This window comes from Hyphomonas atlantica corrig. (assembly GCF_017795365.1).
Taxonomy (GTDB): Bacteria; Pseudomonadota; Alphaproteobacteria; order Caulobacterales; family Hyphomonadaceae; genus Hyphomonas; species Hyphomonas atlantica.
Genome location: NZ_CP051254.1, coordinates 2,000,074 through 2,022,679, shown reverse-complemented (window position 1 = coordinate 2,022,679; position 22,606 = coordinate 2,000,074). Strand labels below are relative to the sequence as shown.

Annotated in this window: 14 protein-coding genes; 5 read left to right on the top strand and 9 right to left on the bottom strand. The window is 57.7% G+C overall.

The genetic code is table 11. The features are described 5' to 3' along the window. Position 1: 1 nt before the first annotated feature. From HF931_RS09925 to HF931_RS09905, 5 genes are all read right to left on the bottom strand, one after another. Positions 2-2,134 (bottom strand): TonB-dependent siderophore receptor, encoded by a 2,133-nt coding sequence (locus HF931_RS09925; protein WP_273239931.1) that lies wholly within the window; start codon positions 2,132-2,134, stop codon positions 2-4. Positions 2,135-2,408: 274 nt separating this feature from the next. Next, on the bottom strand, positions 2,409-5,537 hold the full coding sequence (locus HF931_RS09920; RefSeq protein ID WP_273239929.1) for an efflux RND transporter permease subunit: 3,129 nt from the start codon (positions 5,535-5,537) through the stop codon (positions 2,409-2,411). A gap of 3 nt (positions 5,538-5,540) precedes the next feature. After that, positions 5,541-6,644 (bottom strand): efflux RND transporter periplasmic adaptor subunit, encoded by a 1,104-nt coding sequence (locus tag HF931_RS09915; protein ID WP_273239927.1) that lies wholly within the window; start codon positions 6,642-6,644, stop codon positions 5,541-5,543. A gap of 2 nt (positions 6,645-6,646) precedes the next feature. After that, positions 6,647-8,077 (bottom strand): efflux transporter outer membrane subunit, encoded by a 1,431-nt coding sequence (locus HF931_RS09910; protein ID WP_162176011.1) that lies wholly within the window; start codon positions 8,075-8,077, stop codon positions 6,647-6,649. A 322-nt stretch (positions 8,078-8,399) separates the two neighbouring features. Further along, entirely contained in the window at positions 8,400-10,172 is a 1,773-nt protein-coding gene (locus HF931_RS09905; protein WP_273239925.1) for a hypothetical protein, read from the bottom strand. A gap of 141 nt (positions 10,173-10,313) precedes the next feature. On the opposite strand from HF931_RS09905, the gene lldD reads away from it, so the two are divergent. Next, positions 10,314-11,450: an FMN-dependent L-lactate dehydrogenase LldD gene (gene lldD, locus HF931_RS09900; protein WP_035554700.1), complete on the top strand. Its 1,137-nt coding sequence runs from the start codon at positions 10,314-10,316 to the stop codon at positions 11,448-11,450. On the opposite strand, the gene HF931_RS09895 is transcribed toward lldD, so the two are convergent. Continuing rightward, on the bottom strand, positions 11,451-12,866 hold the full coding sequence (locus HF931_RS09895) for an FGGY-family carbohydrate kinase (protein WP_273239923.1): 1,416 nt from the start codon (positions 12,864-12,866) through the stop codon (positions 11,451-11,453). 111 nt (positions 12,867-12,977) lie between these two features. On the opposite strand from HF931_RS09895, the gene HF931_RS09890 reads away from it, so the two are divergent. Genes HF931_RS09890 through HF931_RS09880 form a run of 3 tightly spaced genes read left to right on the top strand, consistent with a single transcriptional unit; the run spans position 12,978 to position 17,225 of the window. Further along, positions 12,978-15,083, top strand: coding sequence for a bifunctional rhamnulose-1-phosphate aldolase/short-chain dehydrogenase (locus HF931_RS09890; protein ID WP_273239921.1), 2,106 nt, complete (start codon positions 12,978-12,980; stop codon positions 15,081-15,083). Positions 15,084-15,098: 15 nt separating this feature from the next. Further along, positions 15,099-16,391 carry a TIM barrel protein gene (locus tag HF931_RS09885; RefSeq protein WP_035554696.1) on the top strand — a complete coding sequence of 431 codons (1,293 nt, stop codon included), beginning with the start codon at positions 15,099-15,101 and terminating at the stop codon, positions 16,389-16,391. A 45-nt stretch (positions 16,392-16,436) separates the two neighbouring features. After that, positions 16,437-17,225, top strand: a complete 789-nt coding sequence (locus HF931_RS09880; protein WP_273239919.1) for a DeoR/GlpR family DNA-binding transcription regulator — start codon at positions 16,437-16,439, stop codon at positions 17,223-17,225. Between the two features lie 25 nt (positions 17,226-17,250). Here HF931_RS09880 and HF931_RS09875 read toward each other — a convergent pair whose 3' ends face one another. Together HF931_RS09875 and HF931_RS09870 are read right to left on the bottom strand one after the other, a co-directional pair. Then, a complete protein-coding gene (locus HF931_RS09875; RefSeq protein WP_273239917.1) occupies positions 17,251-17,577 on the bottom strand; it encodes a hypothetical protein in 327 nt (108 codons plus the stop codon). A 17-nt stretch (positions 17,578-17,594) separates the two neighbouring features. Then, the gene (locus tag HF931_RS09870; protein WP_273239915.1) at positions 17,595-18,260 is read right to left on the bottom strand and encodes a TetR/AcrR family transcriptional regulator; all 666 of its coding nucleotides are present in this window, start codon (positions 18,258-18,260) and stop codon (positions 17,595-17,597) included. 212 nt (positions 18,261-18,472) lie between these two features. On the opposite strand from HF931_RS09870, the gene HF931_RS09865 reads away from it, so the two are divergent. After that, complete coding sequence (locus HF931_RS09865; RefSeq protein WP_273239913.1) at positions 18,473-20,887, top strand: glycoside hydrolase family 2 protein; 2,415 nt, start codon at positions 18,473-18,475, stop codon at positions 20,885-20,887. Positions 20,888-20,982: 95 nt separating this feature from the next. Here the strand turns inward: HF931_RS09865 and HF931_RS09860 are convergent, their stop codons facing one another. Continuing rightward, complete coding sequence (locus HF931_RS09860) at positions 20,983-22,605, bottom strand: isocitrate lyase (protein ID WP_035554686.1); 1,623 nt, start codon at positions 22,603-22,605, stop codon at positions 20,983-20,985. Position 22,606 lies beyond the last annotated feature (1 nt).

Genomic DNA, 22,606 nt, shown 5'->3' with positions numbered 1-22,606 from the left:
CTTAGAATTTGTAGCGAAGGCTTGCAACAACTGTCCGGCGTTGTCCGGGGAAACAATCGCCACGCGTCAGACATCCGGTCAGATAATCTTCATCGGTGATGTTGCGGGCATTGATTGCAAAGTCCCACTGGTCCCACTCATAGCCAACCATCAGGTCGCCCAGCGTGTAGTCCGGTGTCACGTAACGCAATGTACCATTCTCGGAGACAGTTTCGCCGACATAGCGGACGCCGGCACCTGACTTGAAGCCGGTCCACTGGCCATCCGGCCGCCACGTCGCCCAGACCGAGCCTTGAGTTTCAGGCGCAGCAGCGAGTTGGAAGCCATTCGGATCTTCCGCGTCCAGTGTCGAAAACGCTGCCTGGACATACACAGTGTCAAACTGGACATGGCTTTCGAACTCGAAGCCTTTCAGCGTGCCGACGCCTTCCTGTTGGGAGGCAGCCCCTGGCAGGGAGTTCGGATTTCCGAGATTGGAAATCTCAATATCGAAATAGTTCAAGGTGATCAGTCCGGGGAACGCAGACGGCTCATACTTGACGCCGACTTCGTATTGACGCGCTTCTTGCGGCTTCAGCGGGTTGCCCGTCGTCGTGTCTGTACCAACGACAGTCTCGAAGGATTCCGAATAGCTCGCATAAGGCGCAAAGCCATTGTCGAACCGGTAGAGCACACCGACGCTGGTTGAAATGGCATCATCATCCTGAACGACTGTGCCGCTGTCATTTTCGACATTGTCGCTACGAAGGCCAAGCGTGAAGCGCCAGTTTTCGTAGGAAATCTGGTCGGAAACATAGATGCCGAGATCCTGAACTGTAGAAGCCGGATTGTCGTTGTAGATGGCGTCAAACACGGCCTGGTCTGGGTAGTTTCCGTACACCGGATTTGCCAGGTCGAAGACATAGCTGAAATCGCCCTGCAACACGCCACCGGCAAAATAGTACGAAGAATCGCTGTCCGTTTCGACGTCCTGATATTGTACGCCTGCAAGCAATTGATGCTCAAACGCGCCCGTCGTGAAGTCCGCACGCACGCGGACATCGCTCGCCAGCTGATCAAACGTGTTGTCGCCCTGATAGAAGGTTCGAGCTACGGTTGTCTCGGTAAAGAGAGGCGCGCCCAGATATTGATTCAGATAGCGGCTGGCACCTGTGAATGTTGGCCATGCTTGATGGTAGTCGGCCTCACCAGAGCGCCACAGGGCGGTTGCTTCGAGTTTGAACACATCATTGATGCGATGCTCAGCCAGCAAGGTGACCTGCTGGGAATCTGTGTCGTACCGATTGAAACCAGGCTCGCCGACATAGACGTCCGTGTCGATGAACTCGCCCGTCACATTGTGAGGCTCCAGCGTCCCTTCAATCGGAATGAACTGGGCGGCCGCGTCGCTGTCAGTCTCCTGCAGCAAGCCGATGATTGTGAACTTCGTATCAGGTGTCGGTAGCCAGGAAAGGGATGGCATGAAAACCGTGGTGGTCTCGTCGACTTCGTCAATCTGTGTACCCGTATCGCGATAGACGCCAACGACACGATAAAGCAGCTTTCCGTCCGATCCAGCTACTGGCCCGGTCACGTCACCTGCGATCTGGTAGCGATCAAAGTTGCCGAGCTCCGCAGCGATTTCACCACCGAAATCTTCCTGAGGAGTCTTGGAAACATAGTTTGCGATCCCGCCAGGGGATCCTTGACCGTAAAGGACAGAGGCGGGCCCTTTCAGAACCTCGACCTGCTCAATCGTGTAAACGTCGGCGCGGGTCGAATTATAGCTGCCAAACAATTCCTGAACGGAGTCGCGATAGCGAGGGATGCTGAGGCCACGGGAGAACGGGAAGTCACCCCGTGTGGAAAAGCCATAAGGCTCGGCGGTCACACCCGCGACATAGGTCAGCGTGTCAGCGAGACGCAGCGCCCCCTTGTCGATGAACATGTCAGACGTTTCGACCGACAGCGATCGTGCGGTCTCAACAATGGGCGTTTCGTTCTTTGTCGCGCCGAACGAACCTGTCGTGCCCGTGACGATCACGGTCTCCTGACGGCTCTCATCGTCGCTGCTTTGTGCCAATGCCGGCGACGCGGCAGCCATGCCGATAACAAGCGCGACGGTGCTGACTGCGCCAACCTTCGAAATACTCATGATGTAACCTCTAGAAAACAGATGTGAGAATGCATCTCAATACTAGAGGGCACCTACGAGGCATGTTATTGCAAGTCAATCGCATGACACACGCATTCCTGAGAATGCGGATCATTTTCTTTGGAATATCAATCGTCGTGACGAAGAAGCCACACTTCGCTCACAGCATTGGTGCGTGCCCCTGGGCATCGCGCGGCCAAGCCAATCATGTTTTGTAGCTGGGCAGACAGTTCGACTAGTCTCCGCGACACCAAGCGACAAAAAGCGACACAGGCTATTCGGCCGGCACAGCCGCCTGATCGACGCTCGCACTTTCCGCTTCCAGCTTCCGGGCGACATCTCCGGGAGAGCCGGTGCCACGTGCAATCAGCGCATACGCAGTTGGAACGAACAGCACTGTCACCAGCGCTGCTGCGATGACACCAAACAGGATGAGGACACCAATCGCTGACCGCGTTTCAGCGCCTGCACCGCTCGACAGGATAAGCGGCAACGCCCCTGCAGCCGTTGTCAAACTGGTCATGACAATCGGACGGAACCGCGCGAGAGAGGCTTCCTTGATCGCGTCGTGGAACTCTCGCCCTTCGTCCCGCAGCTGGTTTGCAAATTCCACGATCAGAATGCCATTCTTCGCGGCAAGCCCCACCAACATGATCAGTCCGATCTGCGTGTAGATATTCAGGGAGTTGCCGGTCAGCCAGATGCCCAGCATGCCACCCGCCAGCGTGGCTGGCACGCACAGCATGATGATGACGGGGTGGCGATAGCTTTCGAACTGCGCCGCAAGCACGAGGAAGACGATGACCAGCCCCGTTGCGAACACGAACAGGATCGACTGTCCCGACGTCTTGAAGTCGAGCGACTGGCCTTTGAAATCGATGATGGCTTCCTGGGGCAGCACGTCGCGCGCTGTCGCCTGCATGGCGTCCAGCACAGTTCCGAGCGCGGCACCATCAGCCAGGCCGGCCTCGATCGTGATTGCCCGGACGCGATTGTAGCGATTGAGCGTCGGGCTATCGGCGATTGGCATGATGCTTACAAGGTTGGACAAGGGGATGAGTTCGCCAGAACGGGCTGACCGCACATAGATGTTCTGCACATCATTCGGCGTATTCTGCTCTGACCTAAGCCCCTCAAGAATGACGTCATACTCTTCGCCATCGTCGATATATGTCGTCACTTGTCGCGAGCCGAGCATCGTCTGAAGTGTCTCGCCAATGTCCGATACGGTCACACCAAGATCGGCCGCACGGTCGTAATTCACCTGAATACGATATTGCGGCTGCGTCTCCTTGTAGTCCCAATCAATATCGACGAGGCCGGGATTGTTTTCCTCAAGCGCTGCGATGAACGTGTCTCGCCATTCGACCAACGTTTCATAGGACGGTCCACCCAGCACGAACTGGATCGGTTTTCCCGTTCCACCGCCCAAGCCCTGCCGCATGATGGCAAAGGCGCGAATGCCGGGCAGGTCAGAGAGCTTTCCATTCACTTCACCAATGATCTCGTCCGCAGGTCTGCGTTCGGACCAGTCATTTAGCACAACGATCATGAAGCCCTGATTGAACGATGAGCTTCCGAAACCTGGGGCGCGCAGGAGTAAACGGTTGACCTCGCCGCTCTCGGTATAAGGAAGCATACGGCGTTCGATCTCGTCCATGTAGCGTTCCATGTAATCATAGGACGCCCCTTCAGGGCCGCGGATGGATACAAAGAACGCTCCGCGATCCTCGATGGGGACATATTCCTGTTCGATGGTCTGGGAGAGCCCATAAGCCCCGCCAAACAGGGCGATGAGTATGGCGCCGACGGCGATGGGACGCATGATCAGCTTGTCCAGAACCCAAGCGTACCCGACGCGCAAGCGACCAAACCCACGATCAATGGCGTTCGGCAACGCCGCCATCACGCCGGTATTCTTCTCGCGCTTCAGCAATTTGGAGGCGAGCATCGGTGCCAGAGTCAGAGCAAGAATACTCGAAAACGCAACCGCAGCCGCCATGGTCAGCGCGAATTCCGTAAACAGTCGCCCAACGTCGCCCCGCATGAAGGTGATCGGCACGAATACCGAAATCAGGACGAGCGTGGTTGCAACGACTGCAAAGCCAACCTGCCGTGTCCCGCGAAACGCGGCGACGAGCGGTGTCTCACCCTCTTCCTCAATCCGTCGGACAATGTTCTCCAGAACGACGATCGCGTCATCCACGACGAGCCCGATTGCCAGAACCAGAGCCAGCAAGGTGAGCAGGTTTACCGACAATCCGAGCGCGTAGAGCACGATGAATGTGGCGACGATGGAAATCGGCACGGTGATGGCCGGTATGATGGTCGCTCGAATGCTTCCCAGGAAGATGAAGATCACGAGCGTGACAAGCCCAACCGCAATGGCCAATGTCGTGTAGACTTCGCGGATGGAAGCATCGATGAAAACCGAGCTGTCGAAGCTGCGCGCGATGATCATGCCTTCCGGCAAGGTTTCGTTGAGTCTTTCAGCAAGATCCCTCGCACCCGCAGCGACCTCGACCGTATTGGCGGTGGATTGCTTGATGATGCCTAGCCCCACCATCGGGACACCATTGCCCCGGAACATGTTACGGTCTTCCACGGTGCCGCGCTCGACGCGGGCCACATCGCCCAATCTGACGAGATATCCGTCTGCGCCTTCAGCAATGACGAGCGCCGCAAACTCTTCCGGTGTCCGGAAGGTCCGGTCGATACGAACCGTAAACGTTCGCTTCTCGGACTCAAGGCTACCTGCCGGGGCTTCGATATTCTCGCTACGGAGGGCCTGAATGATCTCGGAAACGGTCAGATTTCTCGCGGCCAATTTGCGACGGTCAATCCAGACCCGAAGCGCATAGTCGCGAGAACCGCCCACCCGTACACGCGCCACCCCATCAAGCGCCGAGAACCGATCCACGAGATAACGCTGCGCATAGTCAGAAAGCTCAGGCGTCGTCATCGTTTCACTAGCGAGGTTCAACCAGATGATCACATCATCATTGGAGTCGGCCTTCTCGACTTCTGGCGGGTCCGTGTCCTCGGGAAGATTATCCATTACTCCGGAAATTCGGTCCCGGATGTCATTCGCGGCAACATCGATATCCTGGTCAATTCCAAACTCGACGCTGATACGAGAACGTCCATCGCTTGAGTTGGAGTCGATATATCTGATGCCTTCAACACCCGCGATCCGATCTTCGATAATTTGCGTGATGCGCGTTTCAACAACGCTTGCAGATGCACCGGGGTATCTCGTATCAATCGAGACGATCGGCGCATCAATGTCCGGGTATTCCCGGAGCGGCAAGCGCTCGAACGAGACCAGACCGAATATCACCAGGATGAGCGCGAGAACCGACGCAAATACCGGCCGCTTGATGGATGTATCGGACAGCAGCATTTTCTAGCGTCCCGCAGATGATGAAGAACCGCTTGAACTGCCTGATCTTTTCTTCCCGCTGACTGCCTGCGGCTCCAGCATGGATTTGTCGCGAATAGTGACAGCGCCACCTTCACGAACCCGGATCACGCCTTCCGTGATGACCTCTTCACCTTCGACCAGTCCGGAGAGCACTTCCACCTGTCCCGCCTGGCGTAGGCCCAGCGTGACCTCCTTGCGCCGTGCAACGCGCTCACCACCTTCTTCGGCGGCGACGAACACGAATGTACGCGGCCCGACCGGCTGAACGGCTTCCTCCGGAATGGACAGTGAGACACGCGGATCTGCAACCAGCGTGACCTGCACGAACATGCCCGCGATCAACAGACGGTCAGGATTCGGCAAGGTGGCTCGCACGCGAACGGACCGAGTGACAGGATCAATCGCGTTGTCGATAGAGGCAACAGTGCCTTCGAAAGTCTCGCCAGGAAAATCGTCAGAGCGCGCCTCAATCGCGGTGCCCTTTTCAAGGGTCCGCAAGAATGTGGATGGCACCGAGAAATCGAGATTCATTTCGCTGTCATCAATCAACCTGGCGACCACATCACCCGGCTGAACATATGATCCCACACTGACCATCCGGAACCCGAGCACGCCATCAAAAGGTGCAACGAGCACACGATCGCGCTGGCGTGATTGAACTGCGCGCAACTGAGCCGCCGCGCTATCCAGATTGCGATTGGCCTGATCAAGTTCGGATTGTGAAACGGCCTGCTGCTCTGCGAGCCGAGCAAGACGTTCCTGCTGGCGGCGTGCTTCATCGTAAGTCGCCTCAGCGGCCTCTACCAGGGCAACCTGCTCGCGCTGAGCCAGAGACAGCAATGTCTTGCCCTGATGCACACGGTCGCCATCGTCAAAATAGATCGCACGGACACGGTCTGCCGCATTCAGGGTCAAATCCACCTGCTCATTCGGTTCCAGAGTACCGAGCGCTTCGATCCGCATAGAGAAATGGCGTTCCTGAACCGGTTCGACAAACACACTTGCAGGACTGTTGCGCTGAGCATTCGCAACCAGCCCGGAAAAGAGCAAAGCACTTACGAAAAGAGAGGCAAATCTGTTCAACATGTTCATTCCAATGCCATTTCTGGATCGGCTTGCGGAGTTCCGTCCATCAACTCTACTCCACCCAACGCTCTATACGCAGCAATCGCGAGGCTGGATGATTGCAATCTACTCTCCGCCAACTGGTCTTCCGCAGTCAGCAGGGTTCTCTGGGCCTCCAGAACGTCGAGATAGTCATCGAGGCCTTCTTCGAAACGCAGTCGCGCCAGATCAATCGCACGGCGCGCTGAGGCGGCGGCGCGCTGAAGATCGTCGCGCCGCCTTAATTCGTTGGTGTAGTCGGTCAGCGCCGACTCCACTTCACTGAGCGCATTCAACACTGTCTGCTCATATTGCGCAATTGCCGCTTCGGAGACGGCATCCGCAACCGCGATATCAGCGCGGACGCGTCTGAGGTCGGGACCAGCCCAGCTGATGGACGGCCCAATACCGAACCCGAAGCTCGACAGATCCCCGACATTGTTGCTGTCGTCGAACAGCGCGAACAGATCTGCGTTGAGCGTAATTGTTGGAAACAAATCGGCCCGCGCCGCCTCTCCAAGGGCCAGTTGCCGGGCAATGGTCGCTTCAGCTTCGCGGATGTCCGGGCGTCTCCGTACCAGTTCAGCCAGGGAGCCCGTTGCGATGGCTCCCTCATGTTCCGGAATATCCAAACGCGTGGAGACGAGGTTCGCCAAAGAGGCATCCGGATCGTTCGCCGCCCGCCCTGTCAGCGCTGCCAGAGCATTTCGAGACGACTGGATCGTCGCTTCGTAGCGGGGCAATGAGGCGAGCGTTGTCCGGTATTGTGCCTCAGCACGCTCAAGGTCCAGCCGGGTTGCACGGCCATTGTCAAAAAGGGTCTGAAGCAATTCGAGCCCTTCAGCCTGGGTTTGGGCATTCTTGCGCGCAACTTCGAGCCGTGTTTGCGCCCCGCGCATCTGCACATAATTACGTGCCGTTTCGCTGGCGACGATCACCGCCACGTCTCGGCGTGCCTGTCGCGCAGCCTCAACATCGAACTCTGCCGCCGCGATCTGAGCCTCAATCCGACCGAACGCATCAAACTCCCAGCTGGCGCCTAGTCCGCCCTGAACAGACAAATCGACATCTTCGCCCGACCGAGCTGCCCGGCCGACTTCGGCTGTCGTATTGGCCGACGTCGAATAACTCCGCCCAAGACGCGCCCCGAGCGCAGAGGCCTCTGCTGCACGCAAGTTGGCAGAGGCCAGCTCAAGCGACTTGTTGGCAGACAGGGCGCGATCGACCAGCGCGGTCAGTTCGGGGTCACCAAATTGCGTCCACCATTGAGTGTTGAACGGAAGCTCTGCCTCCACACTGAGAAAATCTCCGCCCACAGGTAAAGCGGCCTCCTCCGGCCGCTGCGGCACAGAGGCACATCCTGCCAAAATCGCTACAGCAGCTACAGGAAGGGACAGATTGAAAACGGCTTTCATGCCGCGCATGTACCGCACTGGCCCTTAATATCCAGTGATAGTTGTCGAGAAACTCCTCACATGTTCGTTATAACTCATTCTACGGAGTCCTCCTTAGGGTAGCGCGCGCCTCCACCTCCGTTTGGCCTTTAGCAGCGCACGAGACTTGGCGGACACAAATTCCTTCGCGCCCGCCAGGAATGGTCTGAATTCCAGAAATGCAGAACATTTCTCTAGGTCAGAGTCCTTCTCGCTCGGTCGCGCCTCATTGTTCCTGAAAGCTGCCATTCATTCTAGCTGCTGCGCCCTGGTCGGGCGATCAGGCAAATCGTGTTCAAATCGCTCAGGACAGCTCCCGCTTCTCCCCACGAATGATCACCGCCAGCGCCGCGCAGGCGAAGAAGACAAGGCTTGGCCAGATGACGTTCTCGCGGAATGCGGCAAGGGCACCTGGGTAAGCAGCCGCATCGACGAAAAGGAGTTGCGCGCCGGACACCAGCATCCATGCGAGGGATAGGAAGCCGATTGCTTGCAAACCCCACCACAAGAGTGTGTGCCCGCCAGACTCGTCAATTGGCGCGCCCGACGCCAGATAGCGAGCCTCCTCCGCCTTCCGCATCGCGAGCGTCTCTTCCTCAATCTCCGCCTGCGGATATTGTTTCGCAGCACCGAAGCTGCGCGCGAGTACCAGATAGGCAATCGTCGCGGTGGCCCATGCAGGCAGCAGAAGAAAGAACTGGTGCACACCGGCGCCAAAATACAGCACAGAGATGATGGCAAGAGCCGCGCCCCAGGCAAGAACTGCGGGCACATTCAGCCCCGACTTGCGATACGAAGTCCAGTACCGACGAAGCCCTGTGCGCGGAAACAACCAATGCTCCGCGACGATGATCGCGCCTACCGGCGACAGGATCAGCCCCATCCACCCGACATAACCAAGCAATTGGGTAAACACGAAGGGTGAACACGCCAGCACCATGGTGACGAGGCCAACGAGAATGGTGACATGGGTACGCTTCCAGGCAGGGTTCAGGCTCTGAAACGCAAGTCCTGCCCGGTAAAGCGTCGGATTGGATGTGGTCCAGCCGGCGATGATGACTGCGATAACCCCCGCAAGGCCTAGCGCCTGTGTCGCCACCGCGCCGGGGTCCAGCAGACCTATCTGTGTATTGAGCGCATAGGCCGCGCCCGCCCCCATCGCGCCTGCGCAGACCCAACAGACAAAATGACCTATGAACATGCCGAGTGCGGAGAACCAACCGTAAGACTTTTTCTTCGCAAAGCGCAGCAGCGTCATGTCTCCCAGGGATCCGTGCATTGCGAGATTGGCGACCCACGCAAAGGCCGCAATGGACCAGAAACTCTTGGCTTCGTTCGGGATGGACCAGAAAGCGCCCTCCATCGGGGTGGGCTGGTACACTTGTGTTGAGAGGACCTGCCAGAACACATCGCCTGATACCGCGGGCAAGGCACTTCCGATTGCCTGAGCCAGCAAGGGATAGAGCACCAGGGCGCCGACAAGGAAGATGCAGATCATCCAGGGTACGACCGCGCCTGCAAACTGCGCGAGCCTTTTGAAGCCCAAGACAGCAAGCGCGACCACGACGGCCCCCACGGCCAAGGCGATGAGCACAAACCGAATGTCGGTGGGGAACATTCCGGTCTGCGGAGCAATTGGCGCACCGGGGACTGCCGAATTGTAGAATACGCGCACAGCTGAGGCAGACACGGTGATCATGGATCCGGCCAGCCCGAGGAACATCACGCCGTTTACAACCGAATAGATCTTCAGGAAATGGCGACCTGCAATCTTCTCGAGATAGGCGTAGAGTGTCAGGCGTGTGTCGACCGCAATCGGTGCGGTGATGAAGGCCCATGTCAGAACTGCCAGCAAGTTTCCGACGAGCAAACCGAGAATCACATCGGATGCAGCCGCGCCTGCCCCGGCAAACAATGCGCCGATGACAAATTCCGTACCTGCAACATGCTCCCCCGAATAGTTTCCGGCGAAATATCCAGCGGGTTGAAGCTTGCGAGGCGGAACCGGGTGGAAGTCCAGATTCTGCGGCTCACCGGTTTCGACGGCGCCTGCGGCGTCCGCTCCAGCAATCGACATTGCGATGTTCCTCCCCTGAATCACATGCACATGTATGACATATTTTGATTGATTATTATCATTGTTGATTGCATTCGATTTATTGTACGTCAAGCACGAACACGCCAGAGTGGTCGGCAAACCATCAGGGAGGCGACGGCCTTGATCATTTCATCACCACAAGACTTTCGTGCTGCCGCGCTTCGCAAGCTGCCAAAATTCCTGTTCGACTATATAGATGGCGGCGCGAATGCGGAGCAAACCCTCGCGCGGAATACATCCGATCTGCAGTCGATCCGGTTACGGCAACGCGTCTTGCGGGGATCAGATTCGATTGACCTGAGCACATCCGTGTTCGGCGAAACGCTCGCTGCCCCTATCGGCCTGTCCCCGGTCGGCCTGACAGGCATGTATGCACGCAGGGGCGAAGTACAGGCCGCCAAGGCTGCCGAGCGGGCGGGCATTCCCTACACACTTTCAACGGTCTCGGTTTGCTCACTGGAAGAAGTTGCAAGCAAGACAGATCGCGCGATCTGGTTTCAGCTCTACGTTCTGAAAGACCGCGCCTTCATGAAGAATGTGCTTGAGCGCGCCGAAGCCGCTGGTGTGCGCACTCTTGTTTTTACTGTAGACATGCCTGTACCCGGGGCGCGCTACCGCGATGCCCACTCTGGCATGAGCGGGCCCAACGCGCCGTTGAAGCGCATGTACCAAGCCATCACACATCCCGAATGGGCCATGTCAGTCGGGCTGATGGGGCGCCCGCATGATTTGGGCAACATATCTGTCTACCGAGGGAAAAAGACAAACTTGTCGGACTATATCGGATGGCTGGGCGCGAATTTCGACCCCGAGATCTCATGGCGCGACCTGGAATGGATTCGCGACACCTGGTCGGGAAACCTGGTGATAAAAGGCATTCTGGATCGTGACGATGTGGACGACGCCGTCCGCCTCGGGGCCGATGGCATCATCGTCTCCAATCATGGCGGCCGCCAACTCGACACCGTGTCGTCCAGCATCAGAGCATTGCCTGACATCGTCCATGCCGTCGACGGACGAATGAAAGTGCTCGTCGATTCCGGATTTCGCAACGGGCTGGATGTTTTAAAAGCGCTCTGCCTCGGCGCGGATGCCGTCATGTTCGGACGGGCTTACATCTACGCACTGGCCGCGGGGGGAGAGACTGCCGTATCGCAATTCATCTCATTGATCGAACATGAGATGCGCATTGCGATGGTGCTGATGGGCGCGAAGTCCGTGCCTGACCTGTCCGGCGATCTGCTCGACAGAAAATAGTCAGCGCCCCTCCGTGTCATACTCCGCTTCGGCCAGACGACTTTCCCATCCAGATGCATATTTGCCGAGGTCTTCGGGAAGAGGCTCAACCCTCTCCAGAACGCCTTGCGGCTCCAGATCAGGATAGATCAGCCTGAGCGCCCCGAAGGAAACATCGTTCTGCGCACTCGATACAAACACTTGATCATCACCCCGCAAGGATGCCAGCCCACGCACGAAAACCTCAGCCCCTGCAAAACGCCCTTCCACCAGGACGGGCCCCGTTGAAGCAACCAGGTCAAGACAGGTATTCGTCATCAGAGCGGCATACAGACTGATGGTCGCCCCTCTGGCATCTGCCGTTCCGGGTTTTGAAATCCAATGACCTGAGCGCTTTGAATAAGGACCAAATCCCGGCGCAAAACAGGGCACCAATTGCGCGCCAGACCTCATCACGTCCGGCACAGCGTCCATCAACCGCGCCTGATCCTGCCTCCGGTCCACTCGCTGCGCATCCGGCGCGACGAGTCGCTCAATCTCCCGCCCGCCCATGAAGCGTGCAGATGGGACTGGCCGGTTCCACGCATCCACATTGACGAGGCAATCTCTTTCATCAGACAAAGCGGGCAAGTCAGCAGACTTTTCCGGTCGCCGCATCGTTACGAACCATGTACCCGTTGAAACGATGCTCATCTCGTCTTCAGCGAACTGAGGGAATCCCATCGCCGCCACGAGCGCCGCATTCGAATCGTGCAGTCCGCAATGAATGACAGCGTTTGGACTCAATCCGGTCCTGTGGGCCAGGTCGCCGCGCAATTGTCCAATGGGCTCTCCCGCAAAGACGACCGGCGCAAAACGCTGCGCCCAGCCTAACCGCTTCGCCATGGGCGAAAAGTCCCGCTCCATCGGCGCCCATAAATCCGTGTGGCAGCCCAGGCTGGTGCCTTCCGAGCGCATTTCCCCTGACAGAAACCATGCCCAGTATTGCGCCCACGGCATGATTGTCGCGTCATCCAGGACCGCATCATTCTCCTGCACCGCCCAGTATAGTTGCGCCCCCGCATTCAAACCGTCGGCCAGAAAGGGCGAACCAGTAATTTCGAACGGATCCCTCTCCGCCGCGTAGCCACGCCGAACATCGTCCGGAATGGGAACTTCGTAATCGAACGGCGGAATGACATGTCGGCCAGACTTCACCACAACAAGTCCTGCCCCGTGCGCGACCGGGATGATGTGGGCGACTTCTGCGAGAGGCGCGAATTTCTTGAGCGTGAAAATCAGCCATTCGGAGATGCCATCAACGTCCAGCGTGGCGCGCCCATTTGAACTCACACGCTCATTCGCCCGGGTCTCCCGCGCCAGGACATCTCCGTCAGGAGACCAAAGACTGAGCTTGCTGACCGTCTTGCCGACGTCGAGCACGATGACGGCACTCATTCGGATACTCCAACAATTGATTCCACAACAATGATCATTATTAAGCGAAAATGATTGAATTTGGCAATTTGAAATGCTAGCGAGCCGAAAGATGTCGTTTGGAGGCCCCACATGTCCACTGATACCGAAGCTCTCGCCCGCTCCGCCACAAAGTTCGCCGTTCCCGAAAGCCTGTGGAACGACGATGTGGCCGCTGATTTGTCCCCTCCTGAGCTGCTCTTGTATCGATCCAACCTGCTGGGATCGGATCTCACCGTAACGAACTTTGGCGGTGGCAACACATCGGCGAAACTTGAAGGTGTTGATCCGCTAACGGGTGAGACTGTTGACGTCTTGTGGGTAAAAGGATCCGGTGGCGACATCGGCTCCATGAAGATCGAGGGGTTCGCTACGCTCTACCAATCCAGACTGCTTGAACTGGAAAAGCATTATTCCGGCCCCGACGATGACGACAAGATGGTCGGCTACCTTCCGCATTGCACCTACAATCTGAACACCCGCGCGGCCTCCATCGACACACCGCTCCATTCGCTTTTGCCCTTTGCGCATATTGATCACGTCCACCCGGACGCCATCATCGCACTGGCGGCATCGTCCGAAGGCGAAGCCGCCACGCAGGAAATATGGAATGGCAAGATCGGCTGGCTTCCGTGGAAACGGCCAGGCTTCACGCTGGGCGTCATGATCCGGGACTATGTAAAACAGAACCCTGACGTTCAGGGCGTGATGCTGGCCGGTCACGGCATCATCTGCTGGGCGGATACCGCCAAGGATTGCTATGAGCACACAATCCAGCTGATTGCAGACGCGGCGAGTTACCTGAATGAGAAACTCGGAGATGCGCCCGCATTCGGTGGCGAGATCGTGGCACCAAATCCGGAGCGGCGCGCCATAGCCGAGGCCCTGATGCCGAAACTGCGCGCGCTGATGACCGGGGACCGGCCGAAACTTGCCCATTATTCCGACGATGCAGAAACACTGGAATTTGTTGGGTCAGCCGATTTCGAACGACTTGCCCGCCTTGGTACATCGTGTCCGGATCATTTCCTGCGTACCAAGATCGCACCACTCACGCTCGATCCCGAACGTTTGAACGATCAGGCCTACCTGCAATCCTCCCTGGAAGACTACCGCGCAGGATATGCCGGATATTACCAACGCTGCGCGGGCCCGAATGACCCGGCCATGCGCGATGCCAACCCTGTCGTGGTCCTTGTTCCGGGCGTTGGTCGGATCACCTTTGCCGCAAACAAGGCCACCGCCAGGATCGCGGGCGAGTTCTACGGAAACGCTATCAATGTCATGCGCGGCGCTGAAGCCATCGGCGCATATGTCGCGCTGGATGAACAAGAGGCATTCAACATCGAATATTGGGCGCTGGAGGAAGCAAAACTGCAGCGCATGCCAAAGCCAAAACCATTGGTCGGCAAGATTGCAGTCGTCACCGGAGGCGCTGGCGGAATTGGCGCCGCGACCGCCGCGCGCCTGATGCGCGAAGGCGCTTGCGTGATGTTGCTTGATCGCGATGAAGCTGCGCTGGACGCAGCGGCGGCTGGATTTCAGAGCGAATTCGGCAAGGATGTCATCAGAACCGCAATCTGCGACGTGACCGACGAAGCCGCCGTTGCTGCGGCATTCAAGTCGTGCGCGGTCGAGTTCGGGGGCTGCGATATCTTCGTCGCGAACGCTGGAATTGCCTCGTCTGCGCCATTCGAGGAGACCACGTCCGCAATGTGGAAAAAGAACTTTGACGTACTGGCTGAAGGCTATTTCCTGACGGCGCGCTCCGCCTTCACGCTGATGAAGCAACAGGGCGAAGGCTCAATGGTCTTTATTGGTTCGAAGAATGGCGTGGCCGCCGCAAATGGCGCCGCCGCCTATGCCTCTGCCAAGGCTGCAGCGAACCACCTCGCCCGCTGCCTCGCCCTGGAAGGCGCCGCGCACGGCATCCGCGTGAACACAGTGAACCCGGACGCTGTAATCAAGGGGTCTCGTATCTGGGATGGCGACTGGCGCAAGGAACGCGCCAGCGCACATGGCATTGATACGGGCAAGGAACTGGAAGAGCACTACAGGCTACGCTCAATGCTGAAGCGGGACGTGTTGCCGGCTGACGTTGCCGAGGCTGTGTACTTTTTCGCCAGCGACATGTCTGCCAAATCGACTGGAAACATGCTCAATGTAGATGCTGGCAACGCACAAGCCTTCACGCGCTAAACGGGAGCAGCCTCGATGACACATCTTCCCATTTCCGCGGACCTGATCGCCGAACAGAATGACAAACGCCTCGAAGCTGTCGAGGAAGACTACGCCGCCTTGTCACGAAAACTGACGCGCAACGGCATCAACATCAGCGACGTACGCCAGAAAGTGTCTGATTTCAGCGTCGCGGTTCCAAGCTGGGGCACCGGCCGCGGCGGCACCCGGTTCGCGAAATTTCCGATCCCCGGAGAGCCGACCAATATTCACGAGAAACTGGAAGACTGCGCGGTGATCAACCAGCTGTCGCAGGCGACTCCGCGCGTCAGTCCTCATTTCCCGTGGGACAAGGTCCAAGACTATTCCGCCCTGCGCCGCGACGCCGAAGCCCTCGGGTTGGGCTTCGATGCGATCAACTCCAACACATTTCAGGATCAGCCGGGCCAGTCACATTCATACGCCAACGGATCACTTGCATCGACGGACGCGGCCACCCGCGCACAAGCCGTTGCCCACAACATCGAGTGTATCGAAATCGGAAAGAAACTTGGCGCGACAGACCTGACCGTCTGGGTTGGCGACGGAACCAACTTTCCAGGCCAGCAGGATCTGGGACGGTCGCTTGACCGGTATCTGGACGCGGCGGCAGAGATCTACGCTGCCCTGCCGGATGATTGGCGCATGCTGCTTGAACACAAGATGTTCGAACCGGCTTTCTATTCTTCCGTCATCTCTGACTGGGGCTCATCCATCCTGGCCGCCCAGACGCTTGGCGAGAAATGCAAATGCCTTATCGATCTTGGTCACCATGCGCCGAACGTGAACATTGAACAAATCGTTGCCCGCCTCCACCGCTTCGACAAGCTCGGCGGATTTCACTTCAATGACAGCAAGTATGGCGATGATGATCTTGATTCCGGATCAATCAATCCGCACCAATTGTTCCTTGTGTTCAACGAACTCGTCGAAGCCGAACGCAATCCACGCGGCGGTTTCAGCCCGTCCTACATGATCGACCAGTCGCACAATGTGACTGACCCGATCGAGTCCATGATGTCCTCGGCTGACGCCATTGTGACGGCGTATTCGAAAGCCCTGCTTGTAGACCGAGACGCATTGCATGCAGCGCAGGAAACGAATGATGTCATGCTTGCCTTCCAGACGCTAAGGGACGCCTACAAGACAGACGTGTCCCCGCTTCTCGCGGCCGTGCGGGCAGACAAGGGCGGCGCAATCGACATGATCGCCACCTATCGCGCGAGCCAATACCGTGAACGAAAGAGCCAGGAACGCGCCGCGGTCGGGCTTGGCGCTGGAATTGTCTGATTGAAATTGATTGATTCTTAGCGTTCGTCGTTCAAAATACCGCTCATGCATGCGACACAACGTGAATCGATCATTCTGGACCTGCTGGCAGAGCACGGCTTTGTCAGCTTTCGGGACATAGAAGCAAAGCTGGACGGATCGCCGGCCACGATCCGGCGCGACCTTGAGCGACTGGACGAGGAAGGCAAGATCATCCGCGTTCGCGGCGGGGCAAAATCTGTTTCGTCTAGCGACGGTCAGGCGAAAGCGGATCTGAAACTGTTCGGCACGCCATTTCATGAGAATGTCGTTCTGAACACCCAGCAGAAAAAAGCCATTGGCCAGGCCGCAGCGCGGTTATGCAATGCGGGCGAAGGCATCATGATCGATGGCGGGTCAACCACATTACAGATGTGTCCATTCCTTGAGGGGCTGAATCTGCAGGTGCTGACCAATTCTCTACACATCGTCCAGGCTCTGGGCGGCCAGCCCGGCACACGCGTGCTGATACCGGGAGGGGCGGTGTTTCCGGAACAGAACATAGTGCTGCCCCTGTTCGGTGAAGACCTCACTCCCGCTTTCCACGCTCCCAAATTGTTCATGGGCGCCGCCGCGCTCAGCGCACGAGGCCTGATGCAGGATGATGTGGTTCTCGTCGCCAGCGAGCGCCGCTTCATGGAGCGAGCAGAAGAGGTGATCGTGCTCGCCGATGCGTCCAAATTCGAAAGCTCGTCAGGCAATGTCGTATGCCCGCTGAATGAAATCGATGTGCTCGTCACAGACGCGCGACTTGGCGACAAGGACGCCAGCACCATCGAAGCAGCTGGCATCCGGCTGATCATCGCCGACGCCTGACCAAGACAAATTCGGAATCCGGACCCTAATGCCGAAGCATGAAGCGCCGCCCCACCTGTGCCAGGCAGAACAGTGCGAGCGCGATAGCAACCAGGAAACTGGTCGTCAGCAAAACCCTTTGAAACAAGTCTTGCCCACCCGGGCTGAAGCCGACAAGCGCAGGGCCGATCCCCATTCCGGCGAACGCCAGAACCGGTCGTAATGATGTCACCCGGTCAGTGATATCCACTTCCGCCACGGCGCCCATCATCAGGGGCAAACCACCACCCCAAGCGAAGAGAAACAGGCAGCTGGCCACGTAGAAAATGCCGAGGCTCATATCTTGCGAAAACAGCGCAACGCTGACGAACATCAAAACACACACGGCCGTCACTGGCCCGATGCGTCTGACTCTCGATACTGGAAGAAGAGATTGATCACAGACTCTATGTGAGCGTCGACCAGTTCAGGTGCCTGCACGTCCACATCGAACAATGCCTGCGACTCCTTGGCCAGGACATAGGGCATCTGGCAGATCGACGAGACGATGTAGACCAATGACAACGGGTGCATCTTTGGCATTTGCTGAATGTTGCCCGCTGTCGCCATCTGTCGCTCCACGAGGTCGCGCCGCGGGGCAAGGAAGTTCTCGACAATCCAGTTGAGTCGTTCCCCGCCGCGCATGGCTTCGGAGATCATGATCCGGGCATGCTCCGGATGGGCAGCGCAGTGGCGAATATAGCGCCGCAGAAAATCCTTGTACCCCTCGACACCGCCAGATGGCTCGCCATCAGAGTCGTCAAGCGCCAGCGCTTGATCGAGCATCTCGAACATGTCCCGAACCGCCTCTCGCCAGAGCTGTTCTTTCGTGCCGAAATGGTATCGGATCATTGAATGCCGAGTGCCAGCTGCCGCAGCAATGTCGCGGACATTCGCCGCCTCGAACCCTTCCTGCGCGAAAGCGATACGCGCCTCATGAAGGATACGGGCCCGCTTCTTTTCGGACCGCTCCTGAACCGGAGTGCGGTGCTTTCGGGTCTCGGCGGTCTGGCTCAACTTGGTCTTCTTCAAAAAGGTTATTGCTACCGCGCCGACCCTAGAAGATCGCCGCACGGGGTCAACGCACACGCCCCCCGCGAGCAGGCAGCGGGCCGATGGCGATTGAACACAAAATACGTCCAAACGGACTAATTTTCAATTGACAAATAGTCCAATTGGACGACTTTTGGCGCACCATCGCTCTTCATCAAAGATTCCGGCAGGTCTGCATGTTGCTCAAAAGATTGAAATGGCCCCTCAGAATATTCGCTGGCCTGATCGCCCTCGTGGTTCTTCTCGCCATTGTCGCCTATTTCAATCGGGTTCGCATTCTCGTCGCGCTGATGAAGAATGACGCCTTTGTAGAATGGGCCGGAACGTTTGAACCGGGCGAGAATTACACCGCCAGCCTGCAAGGCTCTTATCCGGTGGCCGCCTGCCAGAACAGTCATGTGGACTTTGGTGAAGCCGTACGCAGAACGGTCTCGTTAGATGGGGTCTGGGACGTAGAGGAAGGCCCGCTTTCAGACACCGCGCCCGAAGCTTTTGCTCATCGCGCCCCCGTCCCCGGATTGATCACCGAGGCCACGCCCTCATTCAGCGAGATGGGCAAAAAGAGCAAACAACGCGACGTGTTCTGGTATCGCACACGATTCAACGCGCCGAACACTCCGTCTGCACAAGCTCATATCTGCCTGCACAAGGCGGCCTATGGCGCCAAAGTCTGGCTGAACGGACAGGAGCTGGGCGAGCATTTCGGGCCGTTTACCCTGTCAGAGTACGACGCCAGCACGGCCATCAAATACGGCGGCGAAAATGAACTCATCGTCCGGCTCGGCGCAGACCGAAGCCAGTTGCCCGACTTTGTTCCCGCTGGCGACGATGATGAGGTCGCGCGGTGGTATCCAGGGCTTTGGGATAGTGTCAGTCTCGTCATGACCGGGGATGCGTCCATTGCAAATGTGAAGGTCGAAACAGATGTCGACACAGGTCAGGTGACGGTCATTACGGAGCTTCACAATTCGTCCGATACCGCCCTTAGCGCCCGCGTGTCCCAGTCCGCCGCTTCCTGGCCGGTCTCGCAGGAATTCGTGCCACAAATATCTGACGAGGTTACATTGGCACCGGGCAGCAATACGAGCGTGACCCAGACCTTCACGATAGAAGACGCCAAGCTGTGGAGCCCGGAGACGCCCCATCTGTACCTGGTGTCGACCAGAGTTGAAACCGCAAACGCTGATGGCCAATGGGTCGCCACCGACGATCGCGCCACACGTTTCGGGATGAGAAAAGCCGAGTGGCGTAGCGGAGACGATAAGGGCTTCTATCTGAACAATCGAAAATACTATTTGCGCGGGACGAATGTCGCACTGCACCGCTTCTTCGGCGATGCGGAACGTAAGACCCTTCCGTGGAATGAGGACTGGGTTCGTGAACTTCTCTCTGGTCATCCCAAGGACTTCCACTGGAACTCAATCCGAACACACAATGGCCGGGTACCGAACTTCTGGTATGACATTGCTGATGAGGTCGGCCTGATCATTGCCGATGAGTACAGCTTCTGGTCTGTCGCGCGCGGAACGGAGTCTGCGGACTGGTCGATTGTCGAGCTTGAGAAAGAGTTTCGGGGTTGGGTGCGGGAAAGCTGGAACCATCCTTCCATTGGTTGGTGGGATGCGGCCAACGAAAATAATAATCCAATGTCGACCGAGGTGATCGCGCGGGTTCGCTCGATTGATCCGACGCGGCAATGGGAGAATGGTGGCTACCAGCGCCCCGAAGGCCCGAATGACCCCATCGAAGAACATCCGTACAAGCTGAATTCCGGCGGGGCGCTGAACCTCAATGATCGTGCCTATACACTTGATGACTTTTCAACAATGGACGGCCAGCCTCCACAGGCCGTTTGGGGCCTGTTCGCCACTTATGCGGACGCGCCAGAACACCCCTTCATCAATAATGAGTATGCTTTTCTCTGGATCACGCAGCTCGGTCGCCCGACACCCTTGGCACAGAGTGCATTCGACACGATGACAGGCGGACTGGATCTGTCACCGGACGAGTACCGGGAAGCCTACGCCTATGTCACATCTGAATTGACGGCCTATTGGCGGGCCATGCGCGGCTATGCAGGTGTCCAGCATTTTGTGTATTTGTCGAAATGCAATGATGAGGACCTGCTGCCGGATGCGTGGGAAATTCGCACAACCAGCGCGACATGCGACAGCTTTCTGGACGTCACCAATCTTGAACTCGAACCTCGCTGGGAACGCTATGCGAAAGATGTCTTCGCGCCTCAGCTTGTGTATTTGAAGGAATGGCGTGACCAAGCCTATCCGCGCGGGCAAGACGTCGACGTGCCGCTTATCCTCATCAATGATGATTATGAGGCGGTCGCCGGAAATGTTCGCCTATACGTCACCGATGCTGCCGGGAACGTCTCGTCTTCAGATATCCTTCCCGTCACCATCCCGCCTCTGGGCCGGGTAGAGCTGAACGCGCCGCTGAACATTCCGGACCTGGACGCCTTTACGGTTTATGCCAAACTCAGCTCACAGACGGAGGCTTTCGCTCCAGTCTGGAGCCGGCGGAAAATCGGCTTTGAGCATCCCGGTGTGCAGATACAAGATCCTCCCTTTGAATAGGAACTCACCCGGCAGGGTTCCGGTCTCCGGCCCATAAAAAAAGAAGCCCAGCCAAACTGGCTGGGCTTTAGGTCCGTTTGAAAAGTTCAGGATGATCAGTCGACGTTCTCGAACTGGTTCATCGTGTTGTGGACACCGCCCGCCTTCAGCGCACGTTCGCCGGCAACCATTTCCTTGAACGTATCGCCAAGGTCTGAGCCCACTTCGTGCTGGTGCTTCACGGCAGACACACCATTGCGGATTTCGCGGCGCTGGATGGTCTGCACATAGGCGGCCATCTTGTTCTCGCCGAAGTACCCTTTCGACAATTCGTCCATGGCGAAGGCCGTCATGTGGAAGGTTGGCAGCGTGATCAGGTTGTGGAACACGCCAGCGCGTTCGCTGATGTCATATTGGAAACGTTGCAGGCGTGCGTCAGCTTCCTTGCCGAGATCGGTATCGTCAAAGCGGGCCGACATGAGTTCTGCCTCCGGATATTCATTCTCGGAGATCTTGCCAGCCGCGATCCAGTCTGCCCGGACCTGCTTGCGCAGATTGAGGGTCCAGTTGAAGCTTGGGCTGTTGTTATAGGTCAGCTTCGCATCTGGCACGACTTCCTTGATACGGTTCACCATGCCCGCGATGATGTCGACGTTCGGCGTATCAGTTTCGATCCAGAGCAGGTCTGCGCCGCCAAGCGTAAGGTTGGCGATACAATCCTCGATCACGCGCTCGGTGCCCGTTCCTTCGCGGAAGCGATAGAGGCCGTTTGGCAGACGGACTGGCTTGACCAGCTTACCATCTTTCTGCAGCGCCATCTCGCCATCCTGAAGCGGATTGGAGTCGGAGATCTCTTCGGTTTCAAGCCATTTGATGTATTCCGAAGCCAGGTCGCCCGGCCCCTGAGATACCGGAACCTTCTGGGTCAGGCCGGCGCCGAGGCTGTCTGTACGCGCGACGATCACACCATCGTCTACCCCAAGCTCCTCAAATGCCAGACGGCAGGCGCGCAGCTTCTCGATGAAGTCTTCGCGGGGAACTGTGACCTTGCCATCCTGGTGGCCACACTGCTTCGCGTCAGAGACCTGGTTCTCGATCTGGAGGCAGCACGCGCCAGCCTTGATCAGCTCCTTGGCCAGCAGATACGTCGCATGCTCGTTGCCGAAGCCAGCATCGATGTCAGCAATGATCGGAACCACATGGGTCTCGAACGTGTCGATCCGGTAGATGATCTCATCCAGGACATCCTGGCTTGCACCCGCTTCCCGGGCGGCGGCCAGTTCGCGGAACAAATCGTTCAGAGCAACTTCGTCGGCCTGACGAAGGGAAACATAGATCTCTTCGATAAGCTCTGCGACAGCCGTCTTTTCGTGCATGGACTGATCCGGCAGGTGACCCCAGGTGTTGCGCAGGCCAGCGACCATCCAGCCGGACAGGTACACATAGGTGCCTTTTGCCGTGCCGCGCATGCGCTTGACAGACTTGATCATCTGTTGCGCGTGGAAGCCGGACCAGCAGCCCAGAGACTGGGTGAACTTTGAGTGGTCGGCGTCATAGGCCGCCATGTCAGCTCTCATCACGCCGGCCATTTCGCGGGCAATGTCGAGATGCGTGGAGTATGTGTTCTGGATTTTCAGCTGGACGATATCGTCTATGCTGATCCCGGCGCGCGTCACGCCGTCGGGATAACGCTTGAGCGCCTCGGCGCGCAGTTCAGAGTAAGTTGGGCGGTTGGACATA

Bases quoted from the DNA above. Each gene is read 5' to 3' on its own strand.
- HF931_RS09925 (WP_273239931.1), bottom strand. From the start codon at position 2,134: ATGAGTATTTCGAAGGTTGGCGCAGTCAGCACCGTCGCGCTTGTTATC.
- HF931_RS09920 (WP_273239929.1), bottom strand. From the start codon at position 5,537: ATGCTGCTGTCCGATACATCCATCAAGCGGCCGGTATTTGCGTCGGTT.
- HF931_RS09915 (WP_273239927.1), bottom strand. From the start codon at position 6,644: ATGTTGAACAGATTTGCCTCTCTTTTCGTAAGTGCTTTGCTCTTTTCC.
- HF931_RS09910 (WP_162176011.1), bottom strand. From the start codon at position 8,077: ATGAAAGCCGTTTTCAATCTGTCCCTTCCTGTAGCTGCTGTAGCGATT.
- HF931_RS09905 (WP_273239925.1), bottom strand. From the start codon at position 10,172: ATGTCGATTGCTGGAGCGGACGCCGCAGGCGCCGTCGAAACCGGTGAG.
- HF931_RS09895 (WP_273239923.1), bottom strand. From the start codon at position 12,866: ATGAGTGCCGTCATCGTGCTCGACGTCGGCAAGACGGTCAGCAAGCTC.
- HF931_RS09890 (WP_273239921.1), top strand. From the start codon at position 12,978: ATGTCCACTGATACCGAAGCTCTCGCCCGCTCCGCCACAAAGTTCGCC.
- HF931_RS09885 (WP_035554696.1), top strand. From the start codon at position 15,099: ATGACACATCTTCCCATTTCCGCGGACCTGATCGCCGAACAGAATGAC.
- HF931_RS09880 (WP_273239919.1), top strand. From the start codon at position 16,437: ATGCATGCGACACAACGTGAATCGATCATTCTGGACCTGCTGGCAGAG.
- HF931_RS09875 (WP_273239917.1), bottom strand. From the start codon at position 17,577: ATGTTCGTCAGCGTTGCGCTGTTTTCGCAAGATATGAGCCTCGGCATT.
- HF931_RS09865 (WP_273239913.1), top strand. From the start codon at position 18,473: ATGTTGCTCAAAAGATTGAAATGGCCCCTCAGAATATTCGCTGGCCTG.
- HF931_RS09860 (WP_035554686.1), bottom strand. From the start codon at position 22,605: ATGTCCAACCGCCCAACTTACTCTGAACTGCGCGCCGAGGCGCTCAAG.